This is a genomic window from Quyinboa ferrireducens (assembly GCF_042436675.1).
Lineage (GTDB): Bacteria > Bacteroidota > Bacteroidia > Bacteroidales > UBA5342 > JBHJHP01.
The window spans coordinates 608,421-625,574 of the sequence record NZ_JBHMVA010000002.1 but is presented as its reverse complement, the minus strand read 5'-3'; the positions used below and the strand labels follow the sequence as shown (position 1 = coordinate 625,574).

Here is a 17,154-nt window from a genome sequence, read left to right as displayed (position 1 = left end):
GCTATTAGAAAAATAAAGTATAAATGGGAAAGTTTATTTTCAAAAAAGGCCGCAGTTTGGTTCTGCTCCTGTTTGCAATGATATCCATTACCTCTTGCGTCACTAAAAAGCAGATTACTTATCTTCAGGCTCCCAACAAAAAAATTCCATCATATGAAGATTACAAGCCGGAAAACTATACTGTTAAGCCCGGTGATGAATTATATATAAATGTTGAGCCATTGATGGAAGAGGAGCAGGGATTTCTTTCCACTTCACGACAAATCTCAGGTGGTTCAATGGTTGGTAGAACGTTATCGTTATTAAGCTACCTGGTTTATGACGACGGCACCATTGATTTTCCTTATGTAGGAACAATAAAAGTTGAGGGCATGACAACCCGTGAGATTAGAAAGAAGATTATGGATGTGCTGAATGAATACCTAATGGAGCAGCCAAAAGTTACTGTTAAATTGGTGAACCGGTACATCAGCATCATTGGCGATGTTAAATCACCCGGCAGATATGAGATTTATGAAGAACAGATGAATATCTTTCAGGCCATAGCTATGTCTGGTGATTTAGGTACTTATGGTGATAGAGCTCAGATAAAAATTATTCGGAATATTGGCGATGAAACAGTTGTCAGGGAATTTGATCTCAGATCTGAGGATATTATCGGTTCCGAATTTTACTATGTGGTTCCGAATGATGTTATATATGTGGAGAAAATGAGAGGACAGTTCTTTCGGTTTGATAATTTTGGAAACCTCTTTTCAACTATCACTTCTTCTTTATCCTTTTTAATTTTAGTTTTAAGTTACTCAAACGTACCATTGAATTAGCATGAAGAACACATCTACTGAAGATAGTTATAATAAGCCATATTATCCGCAGATAGAACAGGATGATGAAGGCATTAATATTAAAAAGTGGATTATTAAAATCCTTGCTAACTGGTATCTGTTTGTTTTAGGTGTGGTCATTGCGGGTGGTATTGCCTATTTTGTCAATAAAAAGATTGTCCCGTCCTATAAGGTGGGATCCACAGTGCTGATTGAAGAGTTTAAAAAATCAAACCTGATTGGTGCACAATCTGTGATGCAGGGATATGGTCTTGGAGGTTATACCAATGTGAACAACCAGGTGGTTATTCTGCAAACGTTCTCACTGATTGAAAAAGCCGTGGATTCACTGGATCTTTCAGTGGATTATTATGCAAAGGATGCCTTCAGAGAAGTGCCGTTGTATAAAAATTCCCCTGTAGTGATTCATTTTGATTCGGTTCCGGCAACTGCAATAAATCTGATTTACTATTTCAGAAATATTGACAATAACCGCTTTAAAATTGTCTCGGATGGGAATGACTTTTTTGAGGGGTTTTCTGTAGAAGGGAGATATGGCATTCCTTTGGTTCATAAGGGAATAAAACTTATTGTGACAAGAGATCCGGTTTATTATTCAGATAAAAATCCTATTGATATAAAGTTTAATTACAGAACGAAGCAAAGTATTGTAAAAGAGTTTAACAGCAGGATGTCCATCGACTATGTGATGGATGAATCCACAATTGTTGAAGTTTCTCTTACCGGCCCAAATCCGAGGCGGGATCAGGATTTTCTGGACGGTTTAACTGCCGAGTTTCTGGATGATAACCTGTCCCGTAAAAATCAGGAAGCGATTCGGACCATTGCGTTTATAGATAAACAATTGCGTGATATTGCTGATTCATTGGCTAAGGCTGAAACCAAGCTTCAAAATTTTCGATCTGAAAATCTGGTAATGGATATTTCGGCACAGGCTAAACTATTGATCGATCAGGCAAACAATCTGGAGGAACAAAGGGCAAATCTTCTGTTACAGAATAGTTATTATGATTACCTGATTGAATACCTGAAAAGCGAACAGCCTGCCGGTAATATTGTTTCGCCTTCTACAATGGGAATATCAGAACCGTTGTTGACAGAGCAGGTAAAACAGTTTGCAGAATTGCAAAATAAACGTTTGTTATTAACGGATAAGAACCCGCTTTCCGAGACTACAACAAGGCAGATTGAAACTGTGCGTGAAGCACTAATAGAGACTACAGATAATGTCATTGAAAAAACAAATATTGCCATAAAAGATGTGGATGAACGTTTGGAAGAGGTTAAAGACAAGGCTAAGATTTTACCTGCTACAGAACGTGCCTTGCTAGGGATTGAACGTACATTTACAGTTAATGACAGTTATTACACTTTTCTGCTTCAGAAACGTTCTGAAGCACAGATTCAAAAGGCTTCCAATACACCGGATAACCTGGTGCTGGATAAATCGATGATACTGGCGCGGGTTGATGCCAATAAATCGCGGATCAATTTTTTGATATCTCTCGTATTAGGACTTGGATTACCGTTTTTATACATCATTCTGAAGGATTATTTCAATACACGTATTCAAAGCAAGGATGATATTGAAAAGGTCTCAAGTGTTCCTGTGTTAGGAATGATTCCGCATACAAAGAAACAGGCTAGAGTAATTACGGTTAAATATCCTAAGCTGGCTGTTTCTGAGGCATTCAGAACGATCCGGACCAGACTGGAATTTATGGCCCAGGGCAAAGGTAAGATGATGATGCTGGTGACTTCATCCATGCCGGGAGAAGGAAAAACATTTACGTCTCTGAATATGGCCGGCATTTATGGATTGTCGGGTAAGAAGACCGTTCTTCTGGGATATGACCTTAGAAAGCCCCGGATTGCAAAATATCTTGACATTAATGCTACTCCTGGTATCTCAAATTATCTTATAGGCAAGGTAACCCTTGATGAGATCATTCAGAAACCTGAAGGATTACCTTTTGATGTTATCGTATCGGGAACAGTCCCTCCAAATCCGGGAGAGTTAATCGGGTCAGAGAAAAACAGGGAATTACTTGATGAGCTTAAAAAGCATTATGATTATATTATTATTGACTCAAGTCCGGTAGGAATTGTATCAGATGGTTACCTTCTGGCTCATTTTACAGATATCAATTTATTCATTGTAAGACACAATTACACCATTAAGCAGTTGCTCAAAGATAATCTTGAAACTGCTACTGCAGACGGAATTCCAAATCTTGCCGTGATAGCAAATGACATTCTGGTGAAAAAGAGTACTTACCGCTATGGAAGATATGTATATGGCAGAAGATATGGCAGTGGTTATGGTTACGGCTATGGTTATGGCTACGGTTACGGCTATGGTTATGGCTATGGTTACGGTTACGGTTATGGCGAAGGGTATATTGAATCGGAAGAAGATAATAAATCAGGATCGGACGAAAAGGCTTAGCCTGTCGATATAAATTATCAAGGTAATTCATGTTGGGTTGAACCTGAATGAAATACCTTTTTTTATAAATAAAAAGCCTGCTCAGAAACGGTAAATTGTGACTGAGGAGGCGAAGCTGCGTAAAGATATGACCGGAAAAAGCAACAAATATGCATGGCATGCTATTTATACCCGTTCTAGAGCTGAAAAAAAAGCATTTGAATACCTGAAGGAGGACGGGATAGAAGCTTATCTGCCTTTAAAAAAAACATTAAGGCAATGGAGCGATCGTAAGAAGATGGTTGAAATGCCATTGATTCCTTCTTACATTTTTGTCTATGTGTCGGAAAAGGAATATTACAAAGCTTTGAATACACCGTATACCATTCGATATGTTACATTTAACGGCAAGGCTGCTCCAATTCCGGAACGGGAAATTAACCTGTTGAAATTGATGTTAAGAGAGCTCCCCAACGATGTAAACCTTATTGTGACAGATATTGAAAAGGGAGACATGGTAGAGATTACTGCAGGTCCTTTGAAAGGGGCAAAAGGAGAGGTAGTGTATAAAAAGGGGAAACAACATTTTCAGGTGAGGCTCGAACCTTTGGGATATGCGGTTCAGGCAGAAGTGGCCGGGGCGTTTTTACAGAAACTGAAAGATTAGTTTAACAGATCTATATGACAGTTGATGCTTATTTAGTAAGTGCAGTCATTATTCTGATGGTCATCGCTCTTTTTAAAGAGTTGTTCAGACCAGGACTTATACTCTTTTCGGGTATATTTCTGTTTATGGCTCTTGGTATAATTGATGTTCAGGAGGCACTGGCAGGATTTTCCAATAAAGGGATGATTACAATAGCCATTTTATTTTTGGTAAGCGAAGGAATTCGTCAGACCGGTGCACTTAATTATCTGGCCAAAGTGATGTTGCCCAAAAAAGCATTACCGGTACCCATATTATACCTAAAAACATTAATCCCTGTATCCGGGTTGTCCGCGTTTTTAAATAATACACCGGTTGTCATTATTTTTGCACCAATATTTAAAAAGTGGGCAGAAAAAGTAAATTTACCTGCATCAAAATTTTTAATCCCTTTATCATACGCCACAATTTTTGGAGGTGTTTGTACTTTATTCGGAACCTCGACTAACCTTGTTGTTCACGGTTTAATGCTGGATGCCGGGTTTAAAGGATTTGGCATTTTTGAATTGGGGAAAGTGGGAGGCTTAATTGCAATTGCAGGATTTATTTACTTGACAGTATTTGGTAACTGGTTATTGCCCGGTAAAAAGGTACCTAAAACATATTCATTTACAAATTTCAGGGAATATTATTTCGATGTTTTAGTTAAACCCGGAGGCCCTTTGATTGGTGAGATGATAGAGAAACGAAAGAATCTGAAACTGAAGGATTTTCTGGTTTCATCCATTCATAGAAACGGCCAGATTATTAAGACTACGCGGGGGCGGTATATAATTGAGGAAGGTGATCATTTAATTTTAGCAGGAAAATCGGAGACAATAGAAATATTGCTTGAAATAGAGGGATTGGAACTTGCCTGTCTGAGTAAGGTCAGTGATTCATTCCGCCGGCAGCATCTTAAACAAATTGAAGCAGTAATATCACCGCGGTTTCCAGGCATTGGAAGAAAGATTGGCGAATTTGACTTCCTGTCTCACTATGGTGGAATCGTTATGGCAGTGCACAGAAATGGGGAGAGAATATCATCTAACGTGGATGAACTGGTGTTAAAAGAAGGGGACAATTTAATACTTCTGACAACTGAGAAGTTTCTTAATGACTGGGGTGATTCCCGTGTGTTTTACACTACATCCTATCTTGGTGATATCAGTAAGCCGGAGAAAAAGGATAAAATGTGGATGTCTCTTATAATTTTAATGGGAATGGTTATTGGGACGACTGCATTTCAGAATTACAGGATATTCGGGAAAGCTCCTTTGGATATGTTTTTCTTTGCAGCGATGGCAACTGTACTCATGGTCTGGACTAAAATTATACCTGCTCAGAAATACACCAAGGCTATAAGCTGGGACGTGATTATTACGATTGCCTGCGCATTTGGTATCAGCAAGGCGCTCAATAATTCAGGGGCTGCAGATGTGGTGGCCTCGTTTACCATTAATATTTTTAAACGCTATGGTCCATATGGTGTGATCGCAGGGATCTATTTAATTACAATGATATTTACAGAAGTAATCACCAATAATGCAGCAGCAGCTTTAAGTTTTCCAATCGCATATTCAGCTGCTCAGCAGTTAGGAGTTGATCCAAAGCCATTTTTTGTAGCGATAGCTATGGCTGCTTCTGCATCGTTCAGCACTCCAATAGGATATCAGACAAACCTTATTGTGCAAAGTATAGGGAATTACAGGTTTGCGGATTATTTACGCATTGGTTTACCTCTTAATTTTATCAGTATGGCAGTGTCAATAATTTTTATCCCTTATTTTTGGGAATTTTAATGAAAAATGAAATAAACAGATACAAGACTAATTAATATGAAAGAGATCAGTATTGCTGTAATCGGACTTGGATATGTAGGATTACCCCTGGCTGTTGAATTTGGTAAAAAATATAAAACGGTTGGTTTTGATATTAATCCAAATCGAATCAGTGAATTAAACCAGGGGAAAGACCGTACTTTAGAAGTAGAAGATGAAAACCTGAAAGCAGTTATTGATGCTTCGGATGATAAAAAAGGTATATCCTTTACCACGGATTTAAACAAAATTCGTGCCTGCAATTATTTTATTGTTACGGTCCCTACACCGATAGACGAAAATAAGGTGCCGGATTTAACACCATTAAAAAAGGCGTCCGCCACAGTCGGGCAGGTGCTGAAAAAGGGAGATATAGTTATATATGAATCCACTGTTTATCCGGGCGCAACAGAAGAGGAATGTGTGCCTGTTCTGGAAGAAGTTTCAGGGTTAAAGTTTAATGTGGATTTCTTTGCCGGTTATTCTCCTGAGCGTATTAATCCGGGTGATAAATTGCATACAGTAACAAAAATTCTTAAAGTAACTTCCGGATCAACACAAGAAGTAGCTGAAAAGGTAGACAATTTATATAAGTCTGTTATTGTAGCAGGTACGCATAAAGCATCGTCCATTAAAGTTGCAGAGGCCTCTAAAGTGATTGAAAATGCACAGAGGGATCTGAATATCTCATTTGTGAATGAATTGGCTTTAATTTTTGACAGAATAGGAATAGATACCAATGAAGTTATAGAGGCTGCAGGTACAAAGTGGAATTTCCTAAAATTTAAACCAGGCTTGGTTGGTGGTCACTGCATCGGTGTTGATCCGTACTACCTGGCATTTAAAGCAGAGTCTCTTGGATATTATCCCGAAGTCATCAGGTCGGGAAGAAGGGTAAATGACAACATGGGCATTTTTGTTGCAAACAAGGTGCTTAAACTGATGATAAAAAAACAGAAGGCCATTGCTGATGCAAGGATTTTAGTACTAGGTGTAACTTTCAAGGAAAACTGTCCGGATGTAAGAAATACCAAAGTTGTGGATGTAGTGCACGAATTCAAGGAGTTCAGTAATGAAGTTGTGGTATTGGATCCATGGGCAGATAAGGAAGAGGTTAAAGAAGAATATGGCATTGATATCGTTAATGATCTGAATAGTGTAAACGGTAAAAGATTTGATGCCATAGTATTGGCGGTATCGCATAATGAATTTTTAGAGATGGATTTTGACGCACTTAAAAACGGAAATGCTGTAATATTTGATATTAAAGGCGTTTTGCCAAAGGAAATCGTTGACGGAAGATTATAAGTTAGAATCAAGAACCAGGACACAAGATTCAAGACTCACGATTCACGATCCACAAGTTAAGCATAAAACATCAATTATGTCTTAAGAACTTACTACTTATAACTTATAACTTATCACTTTCAACTAAATTATGAGTGAGATTCATCCGATATTTGACAGAATACTGCAAAGAAAAGATAAAGAGAAATTATTAAATCAACGTTCTGTATGTGTTTGGTTTACCGGTTTTTCAGGATCAGGAAAATCAACTCTGGCAATTAATCTCGAACAGGAATTACATAACCGCGGATTTTTGACACAAATTTTGGATGGTGACAATATCCGTTCAGGGATCAACAGAAACTTGTCATTCTCAAAAGAGGACAGGGCTGAAAACATCAGAAGAATTGCAGAGGTGACAAAGTTATTTGTAAACGCAGGTGTAATAACCCTGAATACATTCATTAGCCCACGCAATGAAATGAGGGAAACTGCCAAAAATATCATTGGTAAAGAAAACTTTGTTGAGGTTTTTGTGAATGCACCGATTGAGGTATGTGAAAAAAGAGATACCAAAGGGCTTTATAAAAAAGCCAGAGCAGGAGAAATAAAGAATTTCACAGGCATCGATGCTCCGTTTGAAGCCCCTGTAAATCCTGATGTTGAAGTAAAAACTGATATGCTGTCACTATCAGAATCGACCGAAAAAATTCTTAAATTTGTTTTAGAAAAAATAGCCGTTTAATTATATTATCCTCATATACCTAACCAAATTATTACACAATGAATTTATTAAACAATGCCATAACGGCGGCAATCCTGGCAGGAGAAGAAATACTTAAGGTCTACAATTCTAACGATTTTGAAGTAGAGACTAAATCTGATAATTCTCCTCTGACAAAAGCAGATAAAAAGGCGCACCTGAAAATTACCCAGGTATTACAAAAAACAGGCATTCCTGTTTTAAGCGAAGAAGGAAAAGATATTTCCTTTGAGGACAGAAATTACTGGGAATTCTTCTGGTTGGTTGATCCCTTGGATGGAACCAAGGAATTTATAAAACGAAATGGTGAGTTTACGGTAAATATTGCACTGATAAAAGAAGGTAATCCCGTAATGGGAGTAATTTATACGCCTGTAACATCAACCCTGTATTATGGAGATCTGAATATTGGAGCATTTAAAACAAAAGTTGAAGAAATACCTGTTGGTGAAGAAATAAAATTTAAAAGTGTTGACAGGTTGCCATGTAGCAAAACTGAAAAATACACGATCGTAGCAAGCCGTTCGCATTTAAGTATTGAAACGGAAGCCATAATAGAAGAAAAAAGAAAAGACTTCGGTGACATAAATATCATTTCCAAAGGCAGTTCCTTAAAATTATGTCTGGTAGCAGAGGGAAGTGCCGATTTTTATCCGCGCCTGGGACCAACAATGGAGTGGGACACTGCTGCAGGTCATGCTATCGCAGTAGCAGCAGGTTGTACCGTTATCCGGCATGATAATAAAGAACCACTAACATACAATAAAGAAAATCTGCTGAATCCATGGTTTGAAGTTTTTAGGTGATGTTTACAGGTTACGGGTTACAGGTTACGAGTGACGGGTTACAAGTTTAGGGATTAATTTAAAAATGTAATTACTCATAAAAAATATATACCTATGAACCACAAAGAACTTGAAGTTTATCAATTAGCTATGGATTTGGTTATTGATATTTATAAGGCAACCCATTATTTCCCTGAATCTGAGGTTTTTGGCCTAATATCTCAACTGAGAAGAGCAGTAGTTTCTGTTCCTTCAAATCTTGCAGAGGGTGCCGGAAGAGAATTTCCAAAAGAACTGAAACAATTTGTAAACATTGCCAGGGGCTCAGCGGTAGAAATTGAAACACAATTAATAATAGCAGGTAGACTGAGCTATATTAACTCAGAAGAGACAGAAAAATTGCTGGGACAGGTTAAGCGTGTAATCATTATGCTTACTGTTTTAAGAAGAAAAATATCGTGATCGACTGGTTTCAGGTTACTGGTGATAAACAATTTTAACCATTGAGTAACTGATTGTGCAAATAAAAACCGTCACGCGTCACGGGCAACATGGAAATAAAAACATAAAGATGCAATCAAATAAAAAACCTTCATTAGTCACGGGTCACGTGTAACTTATAAAACAATGCAAAAAACTTTTCTTGTAACCGGCGCTGCCGGATTTATAGCTTCGCGAACGGCTGAAATGCTTTTGGAGCAGGGGCATACTGTTGTTGGTCTGGATAATATGAACGACTACTACGATGTTCGTTTGAAAGAATACAGACTGGGAAAATTGAAGCAGGATCCGAACTTTATATGGAAATATCTGGATATTGAGGATTTTAATGCGCTTAAAACATTATTCCAGGAATATAGTTTTAGTGTGGTGTTTAATCTGGCGGCAAGGGCCGGCGTAAGGTATAGCCTCAAGAATCCGTTTGTATATAACTCTACAAACTCAACAGGAACGTTGAATTTACTGGAGCTGATGAAGCAGAATGGTGTAAAGAAAATGGTGCTGGCATCTACCTCTTCATTGTATGCTGGATTACCCATGCCGTTCACCGAAGATCTGGCTGTAAATACACCTCTGACTCCTTATGCTGCATCAAAAAAAGCCGCTGAAATGATGGCATATTCTTACCATAAGATGCATGACCTTGATATTTCAGTTGTTCGGTACTTTACCGTATTTGGGCCTGCAGGACGTCCTGATATGGCGCCTCTTCGTTTTGTGAAATGGATTGCCGAGGGAACGCCAATCACTTTATATGGAGATGGTGAACAGGCGCGCGATTTTACCTTTGTGGATGACATCGCCCGTGGAACCATTGCCGCCGGCAAAGAAGTAGGATACGAGGTGATCAATCTGGGCGGTGGTAATAATCCTGTTAGCATTAACAGTTTTATTGCCATGATTGAAGAGATGACAGGCAAAAAAGCCGTTATTGATCGCAAACCAATGCATAAGGCTGACATGAAGGAAACCTGGGCTGATATCTCCAAGGCAGAACGTTTGTTGGATTGGAAACCTCAGGTATCAGTGGAAGAGGGCGTTAAACAAACCGTGGGCTGGTATTATGCCAACGAAGAATTTGTGAGAGACCTTAAGGTAATATAAGAGAAATAATCTATGATTAGTCCTTTGGTTACAATAGTATGCATTACTTATAACCATGAAAAGTATATTGGACAAGCAATTGAAGGTTTTTTAAATCAGAAAACCACTTTTGAGATGGAAATCCTTATCCATGATGATGCTTCAACCGATAATACAGCAAACATCATCAGGGAATTTCAGAAAAAGGATAAACGGATTAAAGTCATTTTCCAAAAGGAGAATCAATATTCTATTGGAGCAAAACCTTTTCTTAGTGTTTTAAGAACCGGAGAATTAGCAAAATATATAGCCATCTGTGAAGGTGACGATTATTGGACGGATCCATTAAAATTACAAAAGCAGGTTGACTTTCTGGAAGCAAATCCTGAATATGGGATGGTCCATACCAGCCATGCCATTTATTCTGAACATGAGCAAAAGTTTCTCAAACGTAAATTTGATGCACCGGAACACAACGATAACCCAACATTTGAAGATATTCTGCTGAAAAACCCGGTTTCCACCTTAACGGTTTTAGCTAATACCAGTCTGATTCGTAGGGTTGTCAGTGAATTTCCCGATAACAATACATGGAAAATGGGTGACTTCCCCATGTGGCTTGGAATCGCTCACTATTCAAAAATCAAATATCTGCCTGATAATACAGCCGTATACCGAGTTCTTAATAACTCTCTGAGTAATCAGCTGGACTTTAGTAAAAAAATGGCCATGTTCAATTCAGTTTTTGAGGTAAAAAAATGGTTTATCGAAAATTATGGATGTTCAGATGCAGTGAGAAAAAAAGTAGAGGTGGATTACTATAAGGATAAGCTGAAGTTGGCCTTCGTATTCAGAGAACCCGAAACCGCGTTTGAGGCAAAACAGGAACTTTTAAAAACTAAAGCATTTAATTTTTTAGATGCTTTATTTGTTTTTGGATCGAGAAACAGAATAAAACAGTTAATTGTAAAAGTATATTTAAAACTCTTTGTTCAGAATATTTAATATGGATTCTGTAACCCATATCCTGGTTAAAATTAACTACAATATGTTCAAACTCATCCTCCTTATTAAAAGAAGGTCCCCAATTTATCGGGGGGAGGATTTTGAGATAATCCTAATATAGCCAGGATATTCATTGACTGAAATGAATAAAATTTGATGGAAAAAATACTCGTCACACAACCGTTTCTGCCACCGCTTGAAGAAGTGGAACCTTATCTGAAACAGATATGGGAAAATAAATGGCTGACCAATAACGGGCCGTTTCACAAGGAACTGGAGCAGAAACTGGCAGATTATATGGGAGTGAAACACGTAGCACTCTTCAGTAACGGTACGCTGGCATTGTTGCTTGCCTTAAAAGCACTTGATATTAAAGGTGAAGTAATTACCACACCCTATACTTTTGTGGCAACAGCGCATGCTTTGTTATGGAATAATCTGACACCCGTATTTGCCGATGTGGATCCTGTTTATGGTAACCTGGATCCGGTTGCGGTTGAAAGGGCCATAACGGATAGGACAGAAGCCATTCTGCCGGTGCACGTGTATGGCAATCCCTGTGATGTAAGTGGATTGCAAAAGTTGGCAGATAAACATAATTTAAAAATTATTTACGATGCAGCGCATGCATTTGGGGTTAAAGTAAATGAGAAGAGTATCATGCAGTATGGCGACCTCTCTGTTATGAGTTTTCATGCCACCAAACTCTTCAATACCTTCGAAGGTGGCGCTATTGCCTGTCATACAGATGAGATGAAGAATAAAATTGATCATCTAAAGAATTTTGGCTTTGATGGAGAAACCACTATTATTGGCACAGGTATTAATGCCAAAATGAATGAATTCTCCGCTGTGATGGGCCTGCTCCAGCTAAACCACTTTGACGATATTCTGTGCAAAAGACAGACTGTTGCAGAACGATACAGGAAAAACCTTGAAGGTATAAACGGACTCCGTTTTATGCACGAGATGTCAGGAGTAGGCCATAATAATGCTTATTTTCCTGTCTTTGTTGGTAACAACTATCCCCTTGACAGAGATACACTTTACCAAACACTGAAAGACCAAAACATTTACGGACGACGCTATTTTTATCCACTGATTTCATGGCTGGATTCCTACCGGGACCTTCCGTCCTCGAATGCATCAAACCTACCGGTAGCAGAAAAAATGGCCAAACAGGTGATTTGCTTTCCTATCTATCCTGATCTGAATCTGGATATTGTTGATTTAATATGTGATATTCTGAATGAGTCAAATAAATAAGGAATAGATTTTTAGATGTTATTTAATTCCATTGAATTTGCCATATTTCTGCCACTTGTTTTTCTGCTTTACTGGTTTATTTTTAATAAAAAACTGAAAGTTCAGAATGCTTTTCTGGTTGTTGTAAGCTATATTTTCTATGGTTGGTGGGATTGGCGATTTCTTTCTCTTATTGCTTTTAGCTCATTAGTCGATTATCTGGTAGGAATAGGACTAGGCAGAACGGAAGATGTTTCAAAACGTAAAGGTCTCTTACTCTTAAGTATCTTTGTAAACCTGGGATTTCTGGGTTTCTTTAAATACTTTAATTTCTTTTCCCAGGGTTTTGCTGACGCTTTTACTTTATTAGGCTATAAGTTTAATCCTTTCCAGCTGAATATTATCCTTCCTGTTGGAATAAGCTTTTACACATTCCAAACCTTAAGTTATTCTATTGATGTATATAAAAAGAAGCTTCAGCCAACCAAAGATATTGTGGCGTTTTTCGCCTATGTGAGTTTTTTCCCTCAGTTGGTTGCAGGACCTATTGAACGTGCAACTAATTTACTACCTCAATTTCAATCTTTTAGACGTTTTGATGTTGAAAGCGCAAAAGATGGACTTAGACAAATCTTATGGGGACTATTTAAAAAAATTGTGATTGCGGATAATTGTGCCCGATTTGTCAATGATATATTTGGAAATTATCAGGACCATTCCGGAAGTACCTTGTTGGTAGCGGCTATATTTTTTGCATTCCAAATCTATGGTGATTTTTCAGGATATTCTGACATTGCCATTGGTACAGCACGGTTATTTGGGTTCAGTTTAATGCGGAATTTCGCATATCCCTATTTTTCACGGGACATTGCAGAATTCTGGAGACGATGGCACATTTCACTCTCCACATGGTTCCGCGATTACGTATATATCCCACTTGGTGGAAGCAGAGGTTCAAAATGGCAACAGGTAAGAAATACATTTATAATATTTATTGTAAGCGGATTCTGGCATGGAGCTAACTGGACTTTTATAACATGGGGTGCCTTAAATGCCATATTCTTTTTACCGCTGTTATTGTTTAAACAAAACAGAAAACATCTTGATATGCCCGGGAAACATACGCTTTTACCTTTGCCGGGTGAATTTTTTAGTATGTTGTTGACCTTTACCTTGACAACATTGGCCTGGATATTTTTCAGGGCAGAAAGTATGAGCATGGCTTTTGATTATATAAATAAGATTTTTTCGATTTCGCTCTTTACTATGCCCGAACTTCAAAAGAAGACGTTATTCTTTTTGTTGTTCTTATTAGGTATAGAATGGTTACAACGGTCTAAACAACATGGATTGCAATTAGATACTATTTCAACAGTTTTCAAATACAGAACTATTCGGTGGTTAACTTACTATACATTGGTGTTTGCGATCATAATATTTGGTGCTGAAAGGCAGGAATTTATATATTTTCAGTTCTGATTATGAAATCAATAATAAAACCGGCTATTTTATTTTTTATTGGATTGATAATCATTTCAAATATTCCAAAGCTTTTTTCTGATTATTATTGGGCGAATACAACGTGGAAAACAAAAATCAATTATCTATCTACCAACAATATAAAACCAGAATGTGTATTTATAGGTTCTAGCAGGGTTTTAAGGCAAATTAATCCTGAAATTATCGATAGTGTTGTATTTGAAGATTCGTTACAGAGTTTTAATTTAGGATCGAATGCAACTTTTATTCCTGAATCGTTTTATTTATACAAGAATTTTATCAAAACAGATATTTCTAAAAATCTTAAATACGTTGTTATAGAGTTAGGGGTACCAGAATTGATAGGAAAAGGTAATTTCAAAACTTCAAAAGAAAGCTATTTTAGAAATATTCATAATACTTTATTTTCTTTAAAGTACATTGAGAAATCAGATCTTTCATTGAAGGCTAAATTGAAACAAGGTTTTTTTCATGTGTATGCAATTACTAACAATATTCTTGGATTAGGTCAGATTAAAAGTAGAATCACTTCCACTAATAACTTAGAAAATCAGTTTTTGGGTGAAAATTATGATGGCTTTTTTCCTCTTGAAGATCAGCTTAAAATTCACGATAGATACTATGATCACTTACTTAAAAGAGTTAAGAGATTTAATCAATCTCAAATTGATCTCATAACCAGAAAAAAATATAATTCTGAAAAATATCAAGTAGAATCAAAATCTTCTCAAATCCTGTTTAAAGAGTATAAACGAATAGTTAAATTATCAAATCAAAAAGGCGTGAAAGTAATTTTCCTTATTCCTCCAAGATTAAGTAAATATCAGATATCAGGCATTAAACAGGAATTAGCGAATCAACATAATGATTTATCAATCATTGATTTATCATCACCAGAAAGATTTCCTGATCTTTATAAAAATGATTTATCTTTTGACATAGGTCATTTAAATAATGATGGATCAAAATTAATGTCATTAAAATTAGCGGCACAACTTAAATTAATAGTCAATAGTTGGCAACACTAAAGCAAAAGGCATATAAAGGATTATTTTGGACTGCCCTGGATATTTTAAGTAATCAGGGGCTACAGTTTATTATTGGTATTGTTTTAGCGAGAATACTTACACCAGAGGAATTTGGTCTCATTGGTATGGTTACAGTATTTATTACAATATCTGCCGTTTTTGTAGATAGTGGTTTTGGTATAGCTCTCATTAATAAAAAAAATACCAGTATTGATGAAGAAAGTGCCGTTTTTTGGCTTAATTTAATAATGAGTTTTTTATTATTCGGGTTATTGTACCTTATTGCACCTGTTATAGCTCGATTTTACGAAGAACCTGTTTTAACAGATATTACCCGAGTATTAGGTTTAGTATTAATTGTACAGGCATTTGGTACAATACATTTAAACCTCCTCTCAAAAGAACTGGATTTTAAAACACAGTTTAAGCTCACATTGACATCAAAAATTGTATCTGGAGGTTTAGGAATTTGGGCAGCTTTGGCAGGTTACGGTGTATGGTCATTAGTTTTACAAAGAATTGTACAAATGACATGGCAGAGCATAGGATTATGGCTTTTTCATAGCTGGAGACCAAAATTTAAATTTAATTTGACTGAGCTTAAGCCTTTATGGAAATATGGTTCAAATGTATTACTCTCCCGATTAACAAAAACGTTTTTTGATAATATCTATACGCTGGCAATTGGTAAAACATTTAGTGCAAATGAACTAGGTTACTACAGAAGAGCCAGAGGGTTTCAAAATCTTCCGTTAAGCTTTTTATCTTCAACAATTGGAAAGATTAGTTTTCCATTATATTCAAAAGTTAAGGATGATAAAGAAAAGTATATTAAAACGATGCGAAAATCATTGGTTTTAATGAGTTTTATAAGTTTTCCGGTATTGGCATTATTAGGAATTATAGCGGAACCACTGATTGTATTTTTAATTAAGGAAAAATGGTTGCCGGCCGTTCCATATCTGCAGTGGTTATGTGTTTCGGGTATGTTATTCCCCTGGCATTTAATGAATGTACAGTCATTATTGGGCTATGGCAGATCTGATCTTAATCTTAAAATTACGTTTATTAAAAATTCACTTAGACTCATTAATTTGTTGATTATGATGAATTTTAGTGTACTCCATATTGTAATTGGGGAAGTAATTTTTAGCTTTATTGGTTTGATAATAAACACATATTATAATAATAAAATATTTAATTATGGCCTGTTGAAACAATTTTTAGATCTAAAATGGATAATTTTAGTCACACTTATTGCCGCTGGAATGTCCTTTTTACCCTTATTAGCTGATTTATCTCCTGCAATTTCATTACTGTTACAAATCACCATTTTTATTGTAATATATTATGTTTTATCAAATGTAACTGATAAAAAATTAGTAACTGAAATTAAGGATAATGTGAGAGGAATAATACAATAATTGAATGGCAGGAGAGTAATATCTAATAGGTTTATAAGAAGTTTATATGACAATTAAAAAAAGGAGAATAGCTTTAAAATTATATAATTATTCTTTTAAGAATATTAGTATAATTATTAATAGGTTAAGAGTAAAAGGTAAAACCAAAATTTTTTGTATTGGCTTAAATAAAACAGGAACAACATCATTTAAGTCTGTAATGATAGAACATGGTATTATTGTTGGAGATCAAAGAGCAGGGGAGTTATTATTAGAAAATTGGCAGAAACGCGATTTTAGAAAATTGTACCGATTATGCAAAACGGCTCAAGCATTTCAGGATGCTCCTTTTAGCTTTCCTGATACGTATAAGTTTTTAGATAGGAAGTTCCCAGGGAGTAAGTTTATACTAACTATAAGAGATAATCCTGAGCAATGGTATAATTCCATTACCCGGTTTCATTCTAAATTATGGGCAGATGGCAAACGTATACCAACTAAAGAAGATTTAATGAATGCGAACTATATTTTTAAAGGTAGACCGTGGATTGGTAATAGGGCATTGTTTAATACCCCGGAAAATGACCCTTATAAAAAAGAGGAATTAATTAATTATTATAATCAGCATAATGAAGATGTTTTGGATTATTTTAAAAATAGAGATGGAGATCTGTTAGTTATAAATGTTGCTGAGAGAAAAAGTTATATTAATTTGTGTAATTTTATTGGCATAAAACCTATTAGGGATAGTTTCCCTTGGGAAAATAAAACGTAAA

15 protein-coding genes are annotated in these 17,154 nt (G+C 36.3%); all 15 read left to right on the top strand.

Annotation, left to right across the window (positions count from 1 at the left end; all coding sequences use genetic code 11):
• The first annotated feature begins 23 nt into the window (after positions 1-23).
• The 15 genes from ACE01N_RS06125 (at position 24) to ACE01N_RS06055 (ending at position 17,153) form a co-directional block, all read left to right on the top strand.
• Positions 24-824, top strand: a complete 801-nt coding sequence (locus tag ACE01N_RS06125) for a polysaccharide biosynthesis/export family protein (protein ID WP_380585858.1) — start codon at positions 24-26, stop codon at positions 822-824.
• Between the two features lies 1 nt (position 825).
• Complete coding sequence (locus ACE01N_RS06120; RefSeq protein WP_380585856.1) at positions 826-3,294, top strand: GumC family protein; 2,469 nt, start codon at positions 826-828, stop codon at positions 3,292-3,294.
• Positions 3,295-3,391: 97 nt separating this feature from the next.
• Positions 3,392-3,940 carry a UpxY family transcription antiterminator gene (locus ACE01N_RS06115; protein ID WP_380585854.1) on the top strand — a complete coding sequence of 183 codons (549 nt, stop codon included), beginning with the start codon at positions 3,392-3,394 and terminating at the stop codon, positions 3,938-3,940.
• 14 nt (positions 3,941-3,954) lie between these two features.
• Positions 3,955-5,760 (top strand): SLC13 family permease, encoded by a 1,806-nt coding sequence (locus tag ACE01N_RS06110; protein WP_380585852.1) that lies wholly within the window; start codon positions 3,955-3,957, stop codon positions 5,758-5,760.
• Positions 5,761-5,796: 36 nt separating this feature from the next.
• Positions 5,797-7,086, top strand: a complete 1,290-nt coding sequence (locus ACE01N_RS06105) for a nucleotide sugar dehydrogenase (RefSeq protein ID WP_380585850.1) — start codon at positions 5,797-5,799, stop codon at positions 7,084-7,086.
• Positions 7,087-7,216: 130 nt separating this feature from the next.
• Positions 7,217-7,810 (top strand): adenylyl-sulfate kinase, encoded by a 594-nt coding sequence (gene cysC / locus ACE01N_RS06100; protein WP_380585848.1) that lies wholly within the window; start codon positions 7,217-7,219, stop codon positions 7,808-7,810.
• Positions 7,811-7,848: 38 nt separating this feature from the next.
• Complete coding sequence (gene cysQ / locus ACE01N_RS06095; protein WP_380585846.1) at positions 7,849-8,634, top strand: 3'(2'),5'-bisphosphate nucleotidase CysQ; 786 nt, start codon at positions 7,849-7,851, stop codon at positions 8,632-8,634.
• Between the two features lie 93 nt (positions 8,635-8,727).
• On the top strand, positions 8,728-9,075 hold the full coding sequence (locus ACE01N_RS06090) for a four helix bundle protein (protein WP_380585844.1): 348 nt from the start codon (positions 8,728-8,730) through the stop codon (positions 9,073-9,075).
• A gap of 165 nt (positions 9,076-9,240) precedes the next feature.
• Complete coding sequence (locus ACE01N_RS06085) at positions 9,241-10,218, top strand: GDP-mannose 4,6-dehydratase (protein WP_380585842.1); 978 nt, start codon at positions 9,241-9,243, stop codon at positions 10,216-10,218.
• 12 nt (positions 10,219-10,230) lie between these two features.
• Positions 10,231-11,202 carry a glycosyltransferase family 2 protein gene (locus ACE01N_RS06080; protein WP_380585840.1) on the top strand — a complete coding sequence of 324 codons (972 nt, stop codon included), beginning with the start codon at positions 10,231-10,233 and terminating at the stop codon, positions 11,200-11,202.
• A gap of 156 nt (positions 11,203-11,358) precedes the next feature.
• Positions 11,359-12,468, top strand: coding sequence for a DegT/DnrJ/EryC1/StrS family aminotransferase (locus ACE01N_RS06075; protein ID WP_380585838.1), 1,110 nt, complete (start codon positions 11,359-11,361; stop codon positions 12,466-12,468).
• A gap of 15 nt (positions 12,469-12,483) precedes the next feature.
• Positions 12,484-13,926 (top strand): MBOAT family O-acyltransferase, encoded by a 1,443-nt coding sequence (locus tag ACE01N_RS06070; RefSeq protein WP_380585836.1) that lies wholly within the window; start codon positions 12,484-12,486, stop codon positions 13,924-13,926.
• Positions 13,927-13,928: 2 nt separating this feature from the next.
• On the top strand, positions 13,929-14,975 hold the full coding sequence (locus ACE01N_RS06065; RefSeq protein ID WP_380585834.1) for an SGNH/GDSL hydrolase family protein: 1,047 nt from the start codon (positions 13,929-13,931) through the stop codon (positions 14,973-14,975).
• The gene (locus tag ACE01N_RS06060) at positions 14,963-16,399 is read left to right on the top strand and encodes a lipopolysaccharide biosynthesis protein (RefSeq protein WP_380585832.1); all 1,437 of its coding nucleotides are present in this window, start codon (positions 14,963-14,965) and stop codon (positions 16,397-16,399) included. Before ACE01N_RS06065 ends, ACE01N_RS06060 begins: the two co-directional genes overlap by 13 nt.
• A gap of 46 nt (positions 16,400-16,445) precedes the next feature.
• A complete protein-coding gene (locus ACE01N_RS06055) occupies positions 16,446-17,153 on the top strand; it encodes a sulfotransferase (RefSeq protein ID WP_380585830.1) in 708 nt (235 codons plus the stop codon).
• Position 17,154 lies beyond the last annotated feature (1 nt).